This is a genomic window from Mesorhizobium sp. WSM4844 (assembly GCF_055811775.1).
Genome location: NZ_JBVVQB010000062.1, coordinates 1 through 20619, shown reverse-complemented (window position 1 = coordinate 20619; position 20619 = coordinate 1). Strand labels below are relative to the sequence as shown.

Below are 20619 nucleotides of genomic sequence, written 5' to 3'. Positions count from 1 at the left end.
AAGATGATGTGAATGTCAACTCACAGGAATATCTAACATAGCGTTATATTGTTCGGTCGTTTGGCCCTCAAGGTGAAACTTCTGCTTTATTTCAGCCGTCGGAGATCGGCTCGGCTGACTGTTCTCAACGCTTCACGCCGCTCTTTTTGGTTTGGCATCGGTTCGAAGTCCATTCGGTATACCATTGGGAGGTGGATATGGTCGCGCTATACAAAGTTCATCCGGGTATTGGCATCGCACGTGTCGGAAAAAGTCCAGATGGGTTTTTTCTCCAAGCGGAAACGATGACCGGGTTGCCGGTTGATCTCGTAAACGGCAAGGAGGAGCAGTTTAGCGGCTACAAGGACGTCAATAAGCTCATAAGGCGGCAGGCTGCACGATTCAGAGTGTACGAATACAACAAGGATCAATTGACTGGAGCAATGAATCTCGTTCGAGAGATTACATCCGACATCGCGGAAATTCGATGGGAAGTGAAACTGGCCAACAGCAAAGCCGCCGGCCTCTTAATGGAAGTAGGGCCGGGCATTGAGGGTTCTCAGGCCATTGTTCCAAATGCCTCCGCCACCTACCGAAATCCAGCTCCGGCAGGGGGCGGCGCGCAAGATTTTGTAGCTGCTGTTGATCTATCAACGAGCGGAGTTTGCACGCCACCCGGTCCACGAAAAATGGGCAAGATAGCCGGGATAGATGTCTTCATAGGAGAGGTGGCAACCGATGAAAAAGGACGCCTCGTCGTAATAGGAGGTGAGGGGAAGTCACAAAGCTGGATTTCACCAGCACCTATCATAGAAGATTTCTTGAACAATCCCGCTTGGTTCGATGACGTCGCTGATGGTCCGGTCGATGCAAAACTCGTTTTCCCAGGTCAAGCTAACCCGGTATCGGTGGACGAAGGTGCTTGGGTAATCGTTTCGCCACCAGATTTCGCTCCCGATGTCGCGCCCATCGTAAGTCTACATGACATCATGTTAGATGCGCTTAAAATCGGGACGCCGCCAGCGATTTCATTCGTTCAGGATGTGCTTCCAATTCTGTCTCGCGTTTCAGCACATTACTGGGTTAATCGCCTCAGTGAAACAACCTGGCAGACAGTGCGGACGGCGTTAGCCACTAACTTGGCGGCACTCGCAGATCCCAGCGACGCATCAGATCAGCTGCGCTTGGACATTTACAATACTGTCATGAAGTCCCAAGAGCTAAAGCAATTGCGGTTCACACCAACACAGAAGGACATTCTAGAAGACTGGCGTGATGGAAGCTTCCTTCCAGGTCCCGACCCAATGCGTTCAAAGCCGACTGAGGCTGAAGAGCTGGACGAGGTGGCGCTATCTAGAGCCGTCGGAGGCGGCTTTTTCCCCGGAATCGAGGCCGGATTTATTACGACCTACCGAACGCTTTACTCAGGCAAAAGCCGCTTTACACGAGGCCAATTCAAAGACTTCGACGGCCAGATGCGCCAACTGCAACCTGGGTCGCTAACGGAACGAATGGCAGTCCCGTGGCAGGCGGATTTTGTTGAATGCGAGGGTCGATGGTGGCCAGCTCAACGTCCTGACCTCGCGCGCTTTTCGGATACCGGCCAGCCGCTCCCGTTGTCAACAAGATGGGACCGCTTGGTTGCGGTCGCGGGGCTCGACGGCGCAATCGGCCACAACGCCGCGAGCCGCTTAAACATGATAGCGCATTTCGCCAAACTGGGCGTCGTCGAGAAGCGTAAATTCGGAGGACAAGACGTTTTTGCGGAGATCGGGCGCGCTGACGACAGCGAATTCTCGCTCGTCAGCTAAGTAGAGCGAGTCAGTCATTGCGTGCGGACGAAGCGGTTGCGATTGTTGGCGGCGGCCCGGCCGGGATTTCTGCTGCAATCACTCTCGCAAAGGGTGGAATGTCTGTCACCGTCTTCGAGCGCTCTACTGGTGTTCGAAAGCCTGGCGAGATTGTGAGCCAAGACATCCGTTTTCCCCTATCTGATCTGGGCCTCCTTAAGGATTTCTGTGACCGTTTTCCGCTTCGGGTCGCCGGCCGCATATCCGCGTGGGGCAGCGATACGGTAGAACTAGACGCAACGCTTGATGTCTTTGGCGGAGAGATTCTGGTTGACCGATCGGACTTCGAGCAGTTCTTGGTCAACGCAGCCTTGGCAGCTGGCGTCCGAGTGGTAATAGCACCTAAGCAACTCGCAGCGTCTTTCGAGAGCGACTGTGTCAGCATCAGCTGGTTGCGGAACGACGGCGGACAGATTCTCAGAAGTAGTCTATTGATTGAAGCCAGCGGGCGAGCAAGTGGCATTTGCAAACGTGGTCGTAGGCACCGATTCGATAACATGGTTGGGCTTCTGATTTATCCATCCTTGTCACAGCTGTCGCAGTTCGGCCCTCAGCTTCTCGTCGAGGGCGGACCTCAGGGATGGTGGTATTCGGCGCCTCTGCCCAGACGACGGTCCGTTTTTGCATTCATGACTGATGCAGATCTGATCCCCCGTGGCCATCACGCGCGAAAGGATTACTTTATCGAACAGATGGAAAGGGCGCCGCAAACACGCACACGGTACTCAAGCGTCCTCGAGCATTCAGCTATCCCCATTGTCGCCCCCGCTGAGACCTCTGCACGCGAAGTCATTGCAGGCTCGCGATGGATCGCTGTTGGAGACGCCGCCTCGTCGTACGATCCTATCACGGGAACAGGGATAGCAGTGGCAATGTCTAAGGGGACGGCGTTGGCGCGGCTCGTTTTGAAGGAACCCCGTATCACTGTCGGTATCGCTTCCTACGCAGAGGCAGAGCGCACAATTCTAAAAGGCTACTTGGCGCGAAAACGAGAAATCTACCAGTTAGAAACGCGGTGGTTCGACCAGACATTCTGGCAACGGCGATCAAAATTTGAGGAGCTCGGCAACTTCATGGCCGTGACTGCCTAGCCAACACCGCAGCCATAAATGAAGCCTCCCCAAATTGCGCTTGGTGGCCCCGGCACGAGATTGTAATTTATCCGCACGCAGAAAGAAGCCGCTTGCCCCCCGTCGTTGCCTCAAGGGGTCTTGAGGTGGGTCGTGGGTTTCCGGTTCTTCTGAGGATCTGCCCTCCAGTGAGTTCGTGTCAACAATTTCGAAAAATTCTTTGAAAGAAAGCGATAGTACGGTAGAGTAATTGCGCATCTCTGTAGCGCTCTGTTAGGCGAGGTCTCCGAGGCGACGTTGGTGGATTACCGTACGGCGACGCACATGATTCGTCTGCAGCAGACTATTAGGTACTAAGTTCACGAACTTGGATTGATCTGCTCACATTTGGACTCTTAAGGATTGCTCCAATGACGCCCATATTTCATGAAGACTGCTGGACCTCCTAGTGCGCGCTGTTGAATAAAATTCGTAACTCAGGGGAGTGAGAGAAATGGGGTTAAATTGGTCTGCCCGTTTATTTTTATTCGGTGCGGCCGCTATGGCTGGGCTATTGTATCCGCAGCGATTGATGGTTCAGGAGCAAGCAATTCAAATTCGGGTATCGGAGACCACTGGATTACCTTTACTCTATCCTTACCACGGAATGCTCCTTAATTACGATTTGACCGAAATCCCGCCAACGAACGAGAATATCCAAGCGATCTTCCAAGCATACAATACGTCTTTAGAAGACACGTTGTCCGATGATCTGAGGTCGCAGTTCACGTCTATTAAAGAAAACGCGCAGAAAGCGTTTTCTGGCGACGCCGACGTAAAAACATTGTCGGAGGTTAGCTTAGTATATTGGATGCTGGAGAACGGCTCTAAAGAGCAACAGCGCGCGTACTATTCTTCCTTTCGTGCGGTGGAGGCTTGGGCTGGTTTTTCTCCAGTCCGGAATAGCCGTGTCAAATTTAGCAGTTTGCCTGCCGTCACGACCGAATTGCAGGGATTGGGGCTCGATCAGTTCTTTGATGCGGCCGCGGCGGAACCAAATTACGTTGAGCAATGTCGCCAGAACGGCGTACCGATCCCTCCTGATTGGGGGAACTCTGAGTGGAAAAAGCAAGGGATACTTGATCCAAAATACAGCTTTGCAGGTGGTGGCAACACTACCACAGAGGTTTGGGCATACTCAGATCCCAATGTGCCCGGCGCTTGCATAGCGCTTCCTCGACGAGATCAAACCACCAATGAGATTGGACTGTTAGGTTTTATTTGCCAAAGCGCCCAGACTGGCAAAGCGTGTTTTTGGGACAACATTGACAAGAATACGGGTCAGCGTCTTACAGGCGCTGCCGGCGAAAAATTCGCTATGAGTACAATTCAAGATGGCTCCAATGTTGCTGAGAACTGTACCAACTGTCACCGTGGTTATAACGTATTTCTCATCCATCCTGGAACGGCTCTGGAGATTGGCGCTCCGTACATCACCGATCCCGCTCAGCGTTATGCGCCAATTTCAGGGCAAGCGACGTGGGGCAATCCCGGACCTTTAATTGACGCTGGCAACGCTCCCTGCGCCATCTGCCACGAGATTCCTGCGTTCGGAGAGAATAACAATTCACTGGCCCCGTTGCAGTCCGCGTACTGCAGAATCCTTGCTAGGGTTGTCGATGCAACAATGCCCAGCATTGCCAAGCCCGCAGGGTGGCAGAATCCGGCCCCAAAATACGCGCCACATGTCAAGCTTTTTCGCGAAACATGTGAGGGTGTCACGGTGGCTGGTGGTGGAGGTTGATACCCACCAAGGTTTTCGCGACCTCGCTGCCATTGGACGGGTTCGGGCTCCTAGGTCGATCGCGCGGCCGGTTTTGGATCGTCCTGCCACGACATGAGTACCGGTGGAACGTGATGACTTCGGCGCCGTCGCGCTCGGCCAGCGGCCGGCTCAAGTTTGACCGGAAGGCAGAATTGGTCAGAGGAGCGGCCCCCGGCAGACAGACGCGTCGAGCGCACGAGTCACGCAAGCACTAAGCTACGCTGCAAGCGCCTTGGTGTCAGCTTCCGCGTCGGCTACGGCCTCCGAAAACAAGCGTGAGAGAGTGGTCTGTCTTGTCGCCCGATCGAGCGCGTAGGAAGTTCGCTTGAACTGCATGCCGTCCAGCAGCCCATTGATGTATCCCGCAATCGTGTCAGCCGCCATGATCAGCGCGGTATCAACGGTATGGATGTAGCGGCTCGTCACTGTGCCACGCGAATGACCGAGGAGAGCCGCAACGGTAGCTTCTGTGAAACCGAGGTCGTTGGCGACGCTGGCGAAACTGTGGCGGAGCACGTGGGGCGTTATGTCCTCGAGTGTGGTCCCCTTCAGAACCTTCTTCCAATATTTAGGGAAGCAAACCAACGGCTTCCCCTCGACCGTGCCCGGAAAGACGAAGGTGTCCTGCTCATCCATGCTTAGATCGCCCGTCATGTCCAGAACCGGCAGCCCGACAGGCCTTACAGAGGCTCGAGAGGGGTTCCCAAAGCTTCATTCTCCCGTGCCTTCCGTAGAATCGCTCCGAGTTCTCGATACTCCTGCTCTGTAAGACGGCGATCCTTGACGCGATCAGCTTGCTTCCGCACGCCGTGAGCTGGGTTTTTCTCGATGATTCCCTGTTCTATCGCGTAGGTGAAAATGGTCGCGCGATTGTTCGTGGTGGGGCCGGAACCGCCGCTCGTGCGGTAGGCTTGCTCGGTGGCACGCCTGGTGATCGAGGCGCCGTTCCTCAGACGGGTTTTCGCCTTGGGCGATTCTTCCGAGAAGTATGCGCGCTTCACGCGACGGGCGGTTTCGGGTGTCCACACGCCGTGAAGCCGAATCGTATAGCGGCGGGTACGGCCGGCGGCGCGGTACTGGACGAGGTAGCTTCGTTTTCCAGACCGAAACATGCGCAGTCCGAACCCTGGCAACTCGTCATCCCATATGAAATAGTCCGCATCGCGTACTTCGGCAGCATCGACAACGCGCTTTGTAAGTCTGGCCATGAGTTGCCCTTCCTGCACCTCTCGCCTGCTTCAGCGGAAGCACCACGGAAGCAGACGGGAGAAAATCTCGACCTGCAGCAGCCCTCGAAGGCTCGATCCCATATTTGCCTTGCGGGACGGGACCCTCGTCCGCGACCGATTCCTTGGCGGATTCATCGGCAAGACCCGAGTACGCCGTGAACGTTTCGGGACTCGCGCCATGCCACCAGTGAATAACCGTCGAAGGTGAGGCGATCGAGTCCGGTTATGAGACTGCTGTCGGCTGCCACATCCGCCGGCGCGCTTATGACGAGATCGGCTCCAAGGTTCTCTTAGTTGTCTTACGGACCACGATATCCTCCTCTGTGTCAAAATATCAACATATCGCATTCAGAACGAGGGCTCGAGGAAGTCACCGAGCGCGTCCGGCAACTGTCCGCCACCGGTTCTGTCAATCTTGATGAGGGCTGCGGCCTTCTCGCCAGCGGTCAAATGCGTGCGTGGGACGAATCGCCAAACGAAGAGGCCGCGCCTGCGCACCATGCCCCGCGCAAGGTCACCTGTAAGATCGGGATACTCGACGATCTGCGGCAAGGGCGCGCTGGCAAATAGCGCGCTCGTCAGCCGCTCTGGCCCGGACGCATTGTCGCGCGTGGCGACGCCGAACACCGATGGGGGCGGCGCGATGACCGGTTCCGCTACCACGCTGGCGGCGACGCTGATCGAGATGTCGGACCAATACGCCGTGACGATGATGCGGTCCCCCGGCTCAAATTCAGGCATGGCTTCGCCCGACATCCGCAGATCGGCGATAGCAATGGCGTAAGCCTTGCCGCCGTCAACAGCGTAGCGAGGCTCATAGGCATCACGATCGATCGCGACGACGGAGGCAATTCGCAAGGGAAGTGCAGGTGAGTCGGGCGCAGATTTGCGCACGAGGTAGAATCCGAGGCTGAAATCCTCGGGCTGGGAGGAAACCCAGGTCACATCTCTGTCGCCACGCCCGGGGTCGATAACGCCAGCAGCAACGTGAAGCGAGGAAAAAGGATCGTACTCGATCCGATCGATGGCGAGGAGCACGGAGCCGGGACCGCGGTTGCTGACCGTTTTGCTGGCAAGCGCGCGGTCGTAACTCGGATCGCCAAACGCCACCGTTGCGGGCTTGATTCGCAGGAAGGAGCGGAGCGCGGGCGCAAGCGGCAAGGGAAGCGACAAAATACGGCTCGGCCCGGGAAGCAAGCCTGTGCGCTGGTCGATCGACAGATCGACCATAGCATTCCGGGTGTGGGGATTCGGCGCGGGCGCGGGCACCCCGGGATCGAGGAGGACGGCGACCATCATGTCGGCGGTCGCATTGCGCAGCGCCTGCGCCGCCGCCTGCCGTTCTGCGCCGAGCGTCAAGGACAGCGTGGCTTGGCGGTATTTAGGCGTGGTGCGCCTGGCCCATCCTAGCTTCGAAAAGCCGAACTGCTGCGAGCCGACGATCAATGTTGCGCGGAGGCCGGTCTCGCCGCCGGTGAGGAAGCCAAAACGCGCAAGCACCGAGAGCGGATCGGGAGAGGCAGGGTCGTCCGCCCACGGATCGTTGCGCGCCTCGACAAGTAGGTCGATTGTCTCCGGTAGATCTCCGGCACCTAGGAAATCTGTCACAGGCGCAATGAGAATGCAGCGGATGATAGCTTCCGTTCCGTCCGTGAACTGCGGTGTATAGCGCAGCACGGCGAGCGATCCCGCCGCGATCAACGCTTTTTCCAGTATCGCGCCTTTCCCTTTCAGGGCGTCGTCCACAATGTCCTGGGCCAGGAATGTACCGCGGCGCCGGTCGAGGTCGGAAATATCGTGGAAGACGGTCGAACGAGGTGCACGTGTCTGGCGCCACACGGCGGGGCCGCGGTCGCCCGGCCGACCGTATCGCGCCGCGACGCTATCGAATGGCGCCGGACTCTTCGCGAAAATCAGCCCTTCATGGTGGAAGGCGAGGGTGCCGGGCCGGCGTCCGGTGGTTATGACTTCGAACGGGCCAGGCTGAATCGCCGCGATGGCCTTCTCCTTCTTGCCGTCGGCATCGTCGAGCCGTAGCGGCATGAGTGCGCGCGCCGTGGCATCCGGCACCGGTACTCGCGGGCGCGGCGGTATCGGGATGAGAGCACGATCGGCAGGCGCTAAGAGATGTTCCTGCGAGCGCCGGAACAAGGTCCGCTGACCGAGCGCCAGCACGCTGGCGGACTCGAACTTTTCGTCAAGCGCAATGGCGCGGGCCGGCACAGAGAAACTTTGGTCCTCGCCCGCCCAGCTGTGATCGCTGTCCTGAATGACCCGTTGCTTGCCGAGTGCGATAGCAGCCGACGCTGTGGCGGCGAGCCGCTCGGATTCGCGTGGCCAGGCGAGCGCGGGGGAAGCAAACAACGTACGTGCGGCCTCGCGTAGCGCGCGCGGCTCATGAAGCTCGCGCAGAATGGCTGGCCGGGTGAGGAATGCGATATGTTCGTGGGTGCGATGGTCCAGTACTTCCGCATCGTCAACAATTTCCGCAGCGAGAATGGCGAGTGGGTCCGGCGTGACCAAGAATGCCAAGCGCGCGAGCCTTCCCCGAGCTGTGCCGTCCGCCAGACCTCCCGCCAACAAGAGCGCGGCGTCTGCGCCGGTAAGCGGGACGATTGCGACTCGATCCGCAGCAAGCACAACGAGGTCGGCCCGTGGCTCGGCAACACTGGAAACATTCGAGGCTGCGGCAGGCGCGATCTCATCGCTGCGATGGGTGAGCGCCAGGCGCACGGCGCGGCGCTTTCCGTCGGCGTCATCAGGCGGCCTCGCTACAAGGATCGTCTTCACCCGGGTGTGGAACGCTTGAAGAATGCCCGGCTGCTTAAGAACATATTTCCAGGCGGCGAGCGTGCGTAGCCAAATCGGCCGCGCGAGCCACGCCTTTGGGTCGGTTGGCTCATCGGCGGGGTTGCCGTCCTCCGGTCCGATCATGATCGCCTGCGAGACCGGCGTGAAAGGCGTGATGGGCTCGCCGACCAGTCGGTCGCGCATCTCCGTGAGCGTACGCACCGATCCGCTGCCGGCCGCGAACGGCACCACGGTGCCGGTATCGAGCCGGCGCGGATAGGCGCCCGCCAGATCGTAGGTCGAGACCAATAAATTCAGCGGCGCCGCCAACGGCCGCTGAGGAATCGCGTAGAGTGCGCCGAGATTCGCATCCGCCTCGAAGGGCGCCAGCCACGGCATTGCGAGCGTAATACCCTTGGGTGGCTCCGATTCGCTGCCCGCCGCGGTTTCGACGTCAACCAGCGACGCGCCGGCGATTAGCAGGCCTTTCGGCTGGTCGCCCTTGGCAATGGCCTTCGCCATCTCGTAGGTGGGAATTCCCGCCCGGGTCAATGCCCGGATGAGTATGCCGGCGCTCGGCGCAAAAAGTTCTTCGGTCTCTGCGAGCGCAACGTCTCCCTTGTGGCGTGGCACAAAGGCGTGGCCTGAGGCCTCGTGCGGCTTCAGAGCCTCGGTGCAGCGATCCACAAGCCAGCGGCTGCTGGCGATGATAATTTCGTCGACCGTCGTCCATGTGAATGCCGTATGGGCGTCGCGGCGCAATTCGTGCGAGCCGAGTGCCACGAACGGCCACGCGCGCCGCAAACCGATCATGTCGTTTGTCTGCTGCAGCCGCGCGGCATCGAGCGCGACATCGATCAAACCGATCGTCGCATTGTGCGTGAAGGTCGCGGTATCGTGCGCGATGGTGATGGCAGTCTGCCAGTCCTGCCACCGGCCCGACCTCGCGGCGAAGGCGGTAGTTGGGAGCACGGCGTCGCTTACGCTCTCGATTGGCCAGGAAATTGCGCTCGTGATTGCGAGTGGTTGCGACGTCACTAGCAACGTCGAGTCCCACACCAGGGGATGGTCGTCTGTGGCCAGCCGATGCCGGATGTCGAGCAGCGCATTAGGGTTGCCGCGCTTGCATCTGGCTTCCGCAAAGCCGGCAAGGAGATTTGCCACCGGCCAATCCTCGAGCCCGGACCTGCGCTCGACCGCGCAGGCTAAGGCAAGTTTGAGTGTTGCACCAGCGAGAGGCCATCCAATGAGGAATTGATCCGACGATGCGAGCTCTCGCTTCACCCGCAAGGTGAGCGAACCTTCGCCGTGATCGATCTCGGCCTCTCCGGCTGCATTGGCGCCGAACCAGCGCACGGTTCCGCCAAGAGTCCAGGCGATTAGGGCGCAACGCGCAGGGGGAAGAGCAGGTGCGGGAGGGGCGAGCGCGGGACCGGCGGACACGAACACAGTTCCACGCATCCTGATCGCCGGTTCGCCGTCTTCCGAGAGGTCCTCCCAACCTGCAACAATCCTCTCGATCGCCAGCCCGGAGCGAAGCGTGGCATCCGGAATTTTCTCGAAGGTGAGCGTGAGGGCGTTGGGCGTCAGGACGACGACGCCCGATCGCAGCTCGACAGAACTGCCAAACAACTTGGCCTTTAGCATCCCGCTCGCGGCGACAACAGCCAGTCTTCCACTAGCAGCCGTAAGACTCAACCCGAGTATCCCCGGCAGACGGGGCCGATCCACCCGTGTCTCGTCACCATAGACAGGTAGCGCATCGAGCGCGAAGGCGACGGTGGCGGGCGACGCGGCGATAGCAACCACATCGGCGGTGATCGTGACGGCCTTCACAGCCGCGAGCGTCGCCTTGCCCTGATCTACCGAAAATTCCAATGCGATTGGATTTCCGCTCGCATAGGGCTCATCATCGACGAACGGCGCCTCGGCGTCCTTCGTCAAGGCTGTGCCGGGCGGCTCGAAATTGCCTATGATCGTGAACGCCGAAAGCATTGCAGTCGTCCGGTCGCCCTTGAGCGTCAACTTGGCCAGCCGCTGCGGCCGAAAGACGAGCGGACCGAATTTGAGGACGAAAGAGCCGGGCGCGCCATCGCCCGCACGTTCGAAAACACTCCACTCATAGGCGGCCTTCGGAAGCGTCTCCCGCCAGAACACAGTGCCGCCCGGCCGCGCGATCGCCTCGATGCCGGATGAAATCTCGAAGGCAAAGCCGCCATTCCCTTCGACCATTGGCAGATCGCGGAACCGTACGCAGTAAGCCGCTCCGTCAAATTCGAAGGACAAGGACGGTGCGCTTGCCGCGACCCGGTCCTCGGCCGAGGCTGCGGTCTTCTGGAATTTCAGACCGCGCCATTCGATGGGATCGCCGGACGAAGTGCGCTCAGGCACGAGAGCTTGCCCCATGCCGCGAGTGTCGATTTGGTAGTCACCGTCTTGGCGCAAGGCGGCTGACCATCCGGTGACCGAAATGGAACTGCTCGTCGCATTCGGCAGGGCCACAAGCTCGTCGCTCACAATCTTGAAGTATTTTTGCAGGCCGGCGAGCGCGGCACTGCCCGCGGCCGGCTCGCCGTTCAGCCTATAGGCGCCGAGCGGTAGCCTACCGTCGCCCTTGCCGATTAATACGTTCGTCTTCCACATATACGGCTCGGCGATGCCCTTGATGACGACCGTTGCTGCAGTCTCCAGATCGTACCAGCCGGTAATGCGATCGTTTATGGTGCGTGTGAGCGACAGCCGGCCGGCATTCTTGTTCCACCGTTCTGCAAGGCTGAGCGGCTGGAGCGCGGTCGGCGACGGGTCGCTTGCGGCTTGGACAGTGCCCGGCGGAGGAGGCGGCTTCGGAAGATTTGCCGAGGCGCAAAGTTCACCCAATATCGGCAGGTCGAAACGCAGCGAGCCCTGCAGCGATGTGAAGTCGAAGCGATTTGGGTCCGAGGGGCGGAATTCGACGCCGGGAAGCGTGAGCGAAACGAGTGAGACGGCGGTCAGTCCGACGCTGGCTTCCATATCGACATTGCCGTCGTCCGTAGGCCACGGCCAATCAAGAGTCGAAGTCTTCGCAGCAAGCCCGCTGAGTGCGGGGAACATGGAGCCGGCTGAAGCGCGTTCGCCGAATCTTGTGCGCAAGGTGAGGGGCGCCGTTTTCGTGAGCACATGTTCGTGCGGCACGAGATCTCTCGTTTCAAGCGGCAACGCGGCGCTCGACCGTGTGCGCGTGGCGGCATCGCCGAGAGCAGTGCCATCAACGGATGCGCCATCCAGGCGATGACCTTCGGGTTGCGGCCGGACACTATCGAATAGTTCGAAAACTCCGGTCCAGTGATGACAATCGGGATTTCGGCCGCGGCGGTCCTGAGACTGGCGGTATGCAGGGGCCCATGATCGATGTTCCAGCCGACCGCGCTCTTGTCGCCGAAGATCAAATCGAGAGGTGTGGCGGCAATGGGGCCGCTGTCGAGACGGGGCAGGATGTTCTCCGGACTCGGGCTTGACGCCGCGGCGAAGAGCGTGCCCGACAGCGTACCGACGGCGCCGATGAGCTTAGCCTCTACCGTGAGATCGTCCGCTCCGATGTTGGTCTTGGTAAGCACGATTCGAGCCGTTTCCGCCGCGACTACCTGGATGACGGGCTCCGAGGGCTCGACCTCTTTGGCGCGGATGCGGACTAGCCCGTTGAGCGCTGTGGCCTGCGGCGCTACCGGGATCGGCGCTTTGGGGTCGCGCCGCAGGGTTGGCAGCTGAAGGAAGCCGCGTTCAAGCGGAATGAAGGCATAGAGCGGCGCATCTTCGTCCTTCGGAAGTATACCAGCGGCACCGTATAAAGATTGCAATTGCTTGCCGAATCCGTCGGTCTCGGCAATCATCGGCACGGGGTTCGCCGTATTGGCCCTTGCTTCAATACTGAAATCGAGGATATCCGCCACTGCCGATTGCCAGCGCACAATGATGTTCGCCGCACGTGTTTGCGTTGCCGTTGGACTGTTAATCCTCAGCTTTGTAGACTCCAATTTTGCCGAACCGACCGCGATGCGGCAGACCGAAGGTAGCATCGCACTGTCGGCCCGTTCCGTGGTCAACGTAACGCGTAACGCGCGCGGATCGACATGGATCGACCTTCGCTCGGTAGTGAGTACACCGCTCGAATCGTCCAGTACCCAAAAGATCGGACATGGCCCGGGCGCGACGTCGACAGTGATCGGCGATCCAGGAAAACGTCCGAACGCCGCCATCAAGCGGTCGAAGCTCGCCCGCAACTTCGCCATGTCATTGCCGCCTACCGGCTTCACGATAAAGATGCCGGGACCGTCGGAGGTATCGTAGGTGAAAAGAAGCGTCAGCAAGCGCGGCGTCGAAGCGCCATCGAACGGATCCTTCACAACCGCGTCAAATTCGATCCCATCGGGCACGAGACGGACACGCGCTGTCCAGTCGGCCACAACCACCGGAACTGTGATGTCCGAAGTCTCACCAAAGAGACCGACCACTTTGTCGGCGGTCGCCCACTTGTTGGTGCTGCCGTCCATGCCGAGTTGCAGCCACTTCCGCAAGCTTGTGGAACCTGTGCGGGGAATAGCAATGTCGATAGCGCCCGAGTCGAGTACCAAAGGCGCGGTTTCGATATGGGACGTGTTCTTGTGTGTTAGCACGAACTCCGGCGCGACGGTCGCCTCGGAATATGCCGGCGAAGCTGCCTTGATGATGAGGTTCTTTTTGTTGCCGATACGTAAGCGAGGGGCATCCCCGCCGCCATCGCCGGAGGTGCGCGGACGAATTGCTGCCTGGAATAGACGCGGTTGCCGGAAATCCGTCAGTGTGTGCGTCTTTGGCTCGGTGATCTTGAGGGTCGAGCCCTGGAAATCTTGGGCCAGCGTTCGCATGGCGGCGGCGCGAAGGGGATAGGGCGGAACATGGGCGTCGGCATTCAACAGGCCGACGACGAGATCGGCTTCCCAAAAGGACGCAAGTGGCTCGGGCCGGTAGACCGTGCGCGACTTGACCTTGATTGCGCGAAACTCGCTCAAGCTAGCCTCCTCCCCAGGTCGTGCGTCAATGGCAGCGCGAAACCGCGGTAAAGGTTGAGGACCAGCTTGCGGTGCGGGCCGAGTGCTTGTTCCTGCGCCATCGCGAGGATCGCAGCCCCGCCTCTTTCCTGATCCGCTATGGGCAGCTTATCGACTAGCGCGGTGATTTCGCCATCGTCAGGCGGTCGGCGCATCGTCAAGGCCTTGATCTCCCACGTCAACGCCACGCCCAGCATCGTCGCGAAGTCTGTTAGTTCAGTGGTGACGACATCGCTGACGGTGTGCGGCATGACGAGCGTGAAAGGTGAGATGCCGCCCGTGCCGATGGTCGCCTCGTCCGCATCGATGGCCTCAAGTGTTGAGAGGGCGCGGAGGCTGCCTGGCAACTTGCACGCTTCGAGCGCCAGGATTAGGGCCCGGAGCACATTGCGCTTGTCGTCGTCCCAGTCGCCGCCGGGCGTGAACTCGGCGCGTAACAACAATTCGAATGGCGCGGCAACATCCGCCGGATTTAGTTTTGTAATGGGTTCGAGATCGTCTACAGCCACCCGCGTTAACGGAACGAAGCCGGCGAAGGGTTTTGTTTCGTCCGCCAATGCTGCGCTGCTCACGCCCGCGAACATCGATGCGCGTATAACGCTGAATAATTTGACGTTGAGCGCGGCGTCCGTCGTGGCCGGCACCGGAACCGTTTGGAGACGCAATACATCGGAAAAGGCGGCGCGCGCTGTCGCGTCGCGCTCGGCGGGCTTGGGCAATAACCAGTCGGAGGGAGACATGACTGGCTCTACCACGAAGGCATTCTCGGCTCCCGGCGTCGGTGTCCCCAGGAGGCCATCATTCTCCCATGAGCGCGGCAGCCCGGCTGCCCATGGCTCAACATCAGTTCGCACAGAGACCGCATCGCCATGGCCCAGCTTGGTATGCCATTTGTGGTCCTGATTGCGTCCGGGGTCCGGCGCGGCGGCGTGGCTACGGAGTAAGTTCAGAACGGCATCGGCTCCGCTATAGCCCTCGTATATAGCGATCAGCCGGTTGATCTCGGTGATGAATGGCGTCCAATCGATGGTCGACACGCCGCCGGGTTTCAGTGTGCCGGCCGGCCTGGTGATCGTGATGGCCGCCCGCCTCGTCGGTGCATCGGCGACCCACATAGACCAACCAGAGGTTCTAATCTCCATCCTGTCGAGCAAGGTACGGCCTTCATCGCTGAGGGCCAGGACGGGAGCGGCTACGGTGGTGACTGCCTCGACCTTCTTCTTGAAGGGAACCAGGACCTGCCAATGCTCTGCCACGAAGGAAGCCGCAACAGTGTTCGTAACCTCAAACTGCGTCTGGCCCGCGATCACCGTATAGGCGGAGCTTGTGTCGGATACTTGCGGGAAGAGCTCGGCGACCACGGACCGCGATCCGCCCGTGGCGTCGGTTTCGAGAGCGAGGGCATAGGAAGCTGCTGCGTCGGGCAATCGCAGGACCCGTTTATCGTCGAACACCGTGTCCTTGAGCCAGAGATCGTAGTCTTCGGGTGAGAGGCCGTCGAAATGCCGCATGAGCGGAAGCGCGACGCGAACTTCAGCCTCTTCGGCTTCTTCGTCAATCCACATGGTCCAGCTCGCTTCGGGCACCGTCCAGGGCGACTGCCAGCCGGGCGGCAGCACCCAGGGGAACCGCGGTGTCGGTCGGCCCTCGGCGATCATCGCCCCAGACGGTTCGGAAACCACGACACCCGCCGCGGCGTGGGCGAGGGCATGGAGGCGATAGAAATAGGGTACATCGCCGGTGCGCACGGCGGAGATGCCACTCCAGCCGTCGGCGATACGGCGCGGCAACTGCAGCTCGTCCGGCATGCCGGGCTCTGAGAGCTTCTCGCTGCTGTACGACAGGGCCGGCGGCGCGGGACGTCTGCCGGCTTCATCGCCAAACGATGCGACCAGTTCATGGTCATTGATCTGCGGCCAATCGTGGTCCGCTCCGAAGCCTCGCGCCCAGCGAGGGGCAGAAAATTCGCGATAGAATTCCAGCCCTATATGGCTGAACTGATAGCCGTCCGACACCTGTCTGTTTGATTCCGAGATCATTTCCTCGGCATGGCGGGCAAGGACGAATTCAAGCTGTCGGCCTTCGCGCCGCTGTTTGGGATCGCGGCCGGGGGGCTTGTCGAGCCAGATGTCCAGCCGCCGTGCCGACAGGATGACCGGCGGGCGGACGGGGTGGGTGCGCGGCAAGACGACGTCGACGCTACGCTGCTCGAACGCGGGATCGTTCGCTCTCAGTTTATCGAGAGCCGGCTTGTCTGCACTTGCTTGATCGCCCGGAGTTGCATCAGCGATGTTTTCGTAGCGTCCGAAGGGACGGACCACATAGCGCCGACGTCGCGCCCAGGCATCTTCGTGCACAATAAGGATGTCCATGCGGCCGACTTCCGTCGGCGCAACGCGCCAAGGGTCGGGTCGCGTTACCGTCGCGAGTGCAAACGGTATGCTGGCCGGGCCTCCGCGAAGCCCAGCGCAATGGTCCATAAATCTCACAGTGAACCTCTGGAGCTTGGCCAAAAGCTCAATACGCGTCGCCCTTTCCGCTGTCTCATAGAGAGCCGCACGCTCGACCGTCGAAAATCGTCGGGCAATCAAGGTCAACAAGCGCTTGATATTCAGCGTCGCATCGGGCTGCGGTTTAACATCCAGGCCGTCTTGAGCCCACCCCAGATGCAGCACATCAAGAACTTCGGGATCCAGCCAGCCGAAACGGCCGAATGGTTCGGGCTCGATACTCGGCGTTATCGCAGAGGGTTCGGAGACCGGGCTGACGTCGAGATCGTCCGTCGCGAGATTTGTTACTGCTTGGTCAAAGCGAACTGTTCCTGCAACCGCGATCCGGATCAACGCGATGGTGGAATCGACATCCGGAGCCGCGATCGTAACCTTCGTTTCGATCGCCTGACCTGGTGCCAGCAAGGTCCGTGCAACAGTATCCTCGCTTCGCGCCACGCGCACGACGCGTGAGCTTCCTAGCCCACCCGCCACGTCGAGTACTTCATAAAGAACGCCGCCCTCGATACCGCCAAGCGATTGCAGCGGCTCGATGGTGATGTCTCCGGACTTCTTCGATTTGACCAAGCAATAACCGACGAGCGTCTTGTCAAGAAATCTTTCTGGCGAAGGGCGCAGCGATATCTGGACAAGCGACAACCCTTCTTGTGTGAGTAGGTTGCGGGTCTCGCCGGCCGTCACCTCTTCGCGAATGGCGGAGTCGAATGAGGCAAGCTGATAGAGGCCGCCCGGCCGTGATATGATCTCGACGAACGGCCTGACGTTGGCCCCGGCGGTCGCATACCGCGGCGCAATAGCGGCAAAGGCGGCATTCACCAGCGTCAGCGTGTCCTGGGAAGCGACATACTCCGCCGTCTCCATATCGAAGAGTTTGACGCCCGTCGCGAGGCCGATGGTGCGCAGGAAGGCCCAGCCATAGGGATCGCGCTCGGGCGGAAACTCATTCGCGAAGTCGGAAAACGTTTCCGCCTTGGTGGGTGGCGGGCCGTCGAGCACCGGCTCGTAGCGCCGGTAGGCGGGGTTCTTCTTTTCGTCGTCGGGAATTTTCCAGCGCAGATAGTCGACGACGTCGGCGAGGAAAGGATGCAGCGGCAAATCGAGATTGACGTCGATCGCGGCATCGCCTGTCACTCGTGCTCCACTGTAGCCACTGATGAGAAGCGTGACGGTCTGGAAAACCTCCGGCTTGCTCTCAAAGAGTTCCCGAATGAACGTGGCGGACGCGGCGTCGGCGCTCCACCACAGCGAACGCAGCAATTGGATAAGGGCGCCTGGCGTGAAGGGCTCCTTGTCTTTACGCCTGATGGTGGCGATCCAAGGCCGGGGACCGGGGATCCCAGGCATGTCGATGTCCTTCATGAAATGGGCTTCGTCGAATCGAAACTCGACCTTGGCGCTGCCTTCTGCCCCGTCGAGGCTAAGGGGCCCGCCTTTCTTGAAGGTGAACTCGATCGCCATGGGCTGGCCCTTGTCGCAGACCGCCATGAGTTCGGCAGGAACGGGCGCGAGGCCGAGCGAAACGCGTGGGCCGATCTCAGCCCAAGCGAGGATCGTCTCTGCGGGAGAGAACCACGGTGCGCGGCCTTCGCCCCCCGTCGCCGCCTTCTGAGCAAGGACGCGCGCCGTCTCACTGGGGTAGAAGGCCTCTACCTTTTCGAAATCGGTGATCTCGGCGGGATCGAGCCCGCGCAAGGTTTCGGGCAGGCGCTGCACTCGAGCGATGCGCCGGGCGTAGTCCGGCAGATCGGTGATGTTCGGAAGCTCGGCCAGATCGGTCTCGAATAGGTCGAAACCGCCAATGAGTTTTTCATACGCCTTGGGATCGGCAAAGCCGGGCCGGCCGGTAACGGCAGCCGAAGGCCGGGCATTCCAGGCGATACGAGTCGCGGTGCGCCGCTGACGGTCGACGAGCCGCAGCAGAGGTCCGGCGGGGCGCGCGGCGCGAGCCGGGCGGGCAGGTGCTACCACTGCGATCAAATCGGCGAGGTGCTTGTGTGGATCGGGTTGAACAACCGCCAGGCGATCCGCGCGGCCGTCGAGGTCTTCAAGCGAGAGAGCGTCGAACCTGATCCGGCGCGGATGCTCGAAGGTTTCCACCACCGTCTCGACGGCGACGGGCGGACGCTTGTCCTTGGGGTCGGGATCCAGCACGACGAGGGCCATATCGGCGGGGAGCCACCCGGACGGCGTATTGAACGTCGTGGAGTCGACGGGTGACACAAATGTCTTTCGTTCGGCCGCGACGCGCACGGCGCGCACGCCGGAAGGATCATTGACGCCGACATGCTCCCTTATCATCGCGAGCGTTGCAGCGGGCTTGCCATCACCCGCTATCAACTCGAAACGCGCTGTGCCGCGAATCGGATGAGATGGCGGGTGAGCGACGCGCCCGACGATTTCGAGCGGCTGAAAGCGATCGGCATCGGTGTAGCGGAGGCCGAGGCCGTCGTTAAGATTCGGCAGGACTTTGTCGCGGTCCTTGAGCACGACGAAGATATCGAGATCGCGGCCCACCGCGTCTTGCGCGAAGTCCTGCGCGGTCGGGCGCTCGCGCGCCTTCGTCAGGGCATCGACGCCGTAAATGCCGCCGGTAACCGCGATCTCCCGCCTGAGGCGAAGTTGATAGATCGTGTTGTCGCCGGGAAGCCGTTGCTGCGCGCCTGAAGTGTTGTCTGTTGGATGAGCGAAGGGATCGTCGATGCGCAGGAAAAGGCGCAAACGTGGCGGTTCGTGGGTTCCTCCGACGGGATCGGCAAGGCGTTCGTAGTGGAAGATGATCTCGGCCTTGAGCAGTGGCCGCACAGCCGGTGCGGGTTGCTCCGGCGTGAACACAATCGGCGTCGGCAAGCCCTCGGAACCCGCAATATCGACAGGGACGATTGTGTAGAGCAGTTTATGATTCTGGTACGTGGTCCAGTTCGCGTGGGCATCGGGACCGCGATGCAACAGCACATTGGCGAGCTTTGGATCGATCGCAGCGATATCGGCGAGATCGTCGACGAGTTGCGCTGCCTGGCGCAGCGGCTGAATCTCGCCCTTGGGTGAGAGCAGGAACGGGGCGGCGGCCTTGGTCGTGACAGAGTAAGCCTTGAATTTCGGGTCGATGCTGTTTGCGTCGAGAACCAGGCGCTCGATCCGGTAGTGGCGCAGCAGGAACTCCGGATCATGATAGGGGCCGCGCGAGGCTTCCCACTGAGGCTCGAGGTCCCAATCGAGCATGATCCCGGTCTTGCCGCGCTTATCGGCAAGCCCGGCCAGCCGCGGATGCGCCTCCGAGAAAAAGCGCGCGGGCGGGTTCAGTAGATGGACAGGCCTCGGGTCTTGTGGCTGACCGTGCTTCGAACACCGGGTAGCAATCATGAATTTCGACGAAACCGGCTTATCTGCGTTGTCGATGTTGTCGAAAAGAGTCCTGAGTTCGGCCTCGGTAACCACAAAGGTGAGCCCGAGGTCGCGGGCATCTACACCGTTGCGCCGCTCGGGCCATTCATAGCGCTGGCCATTCGGCCCGCCCGCTCGCGCCGCTGTGGCGAGGAATGCCGCACTTTCGCCGATTGCCGACACGACGCCAGAGCGCCTTTCCTCGACCGCGCGCACATAGTCGGTGATGCTTTCCTCCTCACCGATCATCTGATCGCGGGCGGCGCGCCGCAAAGTCTCCGTGGCACGGGCTTCATCCTCCGGCAGGCGTTGACGCGTCTCTGCGATCTCTGCAAGCGGCGGCTGCTTGAGGAGGACGTCGTCGCTATAAAGAGTATCGCCGGTGAATTTCTGGCTTGGGTCGGCCGCCTGAACCCCGATGAAGCAGTGATACAGGAAATTCGGCAGAGTGAATTTATCCGCGCTGTCCTCGCTGATGCCGATCACAGCGGTATCATCAAATCGCAAACCGCCGTCTCCGACATGCCCCTCAAGCCCCTTGCTTCCCAGAAGCCGGGTAATGGCGATCGGCATGTTGGACAGTTCATAGTCGTACTGAACAAAGAAGTTGGGGCGGCTCGGCTGATTCGGATCATCGAGATCTACCGGCGGCGGCGGCGGGTAAAAGGTGCCATTCACATCGCTGAGACCGTTCACACGCGTTTCGTCGCGCGGAATGAGCGTCATGACGAATTCTGGATCTGCCGTCGCTGGCGCCGGAACCTTGAAGAGTACGGCCCAAAATGACGGTGCCATGATCTCGGACGTATCGATCTTGGCAGCGATCGCCGTTGCCGCCTGATGCTTTTCCTCCTCAATGTCTGTCTGCCGTTCTGCTTGGGTGGCGGCGTGGGCGGGCTTCGGCCGCACGCTTAGGCTCGGCATCTCCCTTGGCATAAAC

The 20619-nt window shown here is 60.3% G+C and carries 8 protein-coding genes; 3 read left to right on the top strand and 5 right to left on the bottom strand.

The window, feature by feature from the left end; all coding sequences use genetic code 11:
- Positions 1–197: 197 nt before the first annotated feature.
- The 3 genes from AC0L2A_RS30710 (at position 198) to AC0L2A_RS30700 (ending at position 4682) form a co-directional block, all read left to right on the top strand.
- Positions 198–1790, top strand: a complete 1593-nt coding sequence (locus AC0L2A_RS30710) for a LodA/GoxA family CTQ-dependent oxidase (protein ID WP_473611975.1) — start codon at positions 198–200, stop codon at positions 1788–1790.
- A 17-nt stretch (positions 1791–1807) separates the two neighbouring features.
- Positions 1808–2920, top strand: a complete 1113-nt coding sequence (locus AC0L2A_RS30705; RefSeq protein ID WP_473611974.1) for an NAD(P)/FAD-dependent oxidoreductase — start codon at positions 1808–1810, stop codon at positions 2918–2920.
- A gap of 472 nt (positions 2921–3392) precedes the next feature.
- The gene (locus AC0L2A_RS30700) at positions 3393–4682 is read left to right on the top strand and encodes a hypothetical protein (RefSeq protein WP_473611972.1); all 1290 of its coding nucleotides are present in this window, start codon (positions 3393–3395) and stop codon (positions 4680–4682) included.
- A 237-nt stretch (positions 4683–4919) separates the two neighbouring features.
- Here AC0L2A_RS30700 and AC0L2A_RS30695 read toward each other — a convergent pair whose 3' ends face one another.
- The 5 genes from AC0L2A_RS30695 to AC0L2A_RS30675 all read right to left on the bottom strand — a co-directional run bounded on the left by AC0L2A_RS30695 (position 4920) and on the right by AC0L2A_RS30675 (position 20588).
- Positions 4920–5339, bottom strand: coding sequence for a tyrosine-type recombinase/integrase (locus AC0L2A_RS30695; protein WP_473611971.1), 420 nt, complete (start codon positions 5337–5339; stop codon positions 4920–4922).
- A gap of 44 nt (positions 5340–5383) precedes the next feature.
- On the bottom strand, positions 5384–5911 hold the full coding sequence (locus AC0L2A_RS30690) for an Arm DNA-binding domain-containing protein (protein ID WP_473611969.1): 528 nt from the start codon (positions 5909–5911) through the stop codon (positions 5384–5386).
- Between the two features lie 369 nt (positions 5912–6280).
- Positions 6281–11734 (bottom strand): hypothetical protein, encoded by a 5454-nt coding sequence (locus tag AC0L2A_RS30685; protein ID WP_473611968.1) that lies wholly within the window; start codon positions 11732–11734, stop codon positions 6281–6283.
- The gene (locus tag AC0L2A_RS30680; RefSeq protein WP_473611967.1) at positions 11713–13749 is read right to left on the bottom strand and encodes a hypothetical protein; all 2037 of its coding nucleotides are present in this window, start codon (positions 13747–13749) and stop codon (positions 11713–11715) included. The genes AC0L2A_RS30685 and AC0L2A_RS30680 overlap by 22 nt, the downstream gene beginning before the upstream one ends.
- On the bottom strand, positions 13746–20588 hold the full coding sequence (locus AC0L2A_RS30675) for a hypothetical protein (RefSeq protein ID WP_473611965.1): 6843 nt from the start codon (positions 20586–20588) through the stop codon (positions 13746–13748). Before AC0L2A_RS30675 ends, AC0L2A_RS30680 begins: the two co-directional genes overlap by 4 nt.
- Positions 20589–20619 lie beyond the last annotated feature (31 nt).

Bases quoted from the DNA above. Each gene is read 5' to 3' on its own strand.
- AC0L2A_RS30710 (WP_473611975.1), top strand. From the start codon at position 198: ATGGTCGCGCTATACAAAGTTCATCCGGGTATTGGCATCGCACGTGTC.
- AC0L2A_RS30700 (WP_473611972.1), top strand. From the start codon at position 3,393: ATGGGGTTAAATTGGTCTGCCCGTTTATTTTTATTCGGTGCGGCCGCT.
- AC0L2A_RS30695 (WP_473611971.1), bottom strand. From the start codon at position 5,339: ATGGATGAGCAGGACACCTTCGTCTTTCCGGGCACGGTCGAGGGGAAG.
- AC0L2A_RS30690 (WP_473611969.1), bottom strand. From the start codon at position 5,911: ATGGCCAGACTTACAAAGCGCGTTGTCGATGCTGCCGAAGTACGCGAT.
- AC0L2A_RS30685 (WP_473611968.1), bottom strand. From the start codon at position 11,734: ATGGAAGCCAGCGTCGGACTGACCGCCGTCTCACTCGTTTCGCTCACG.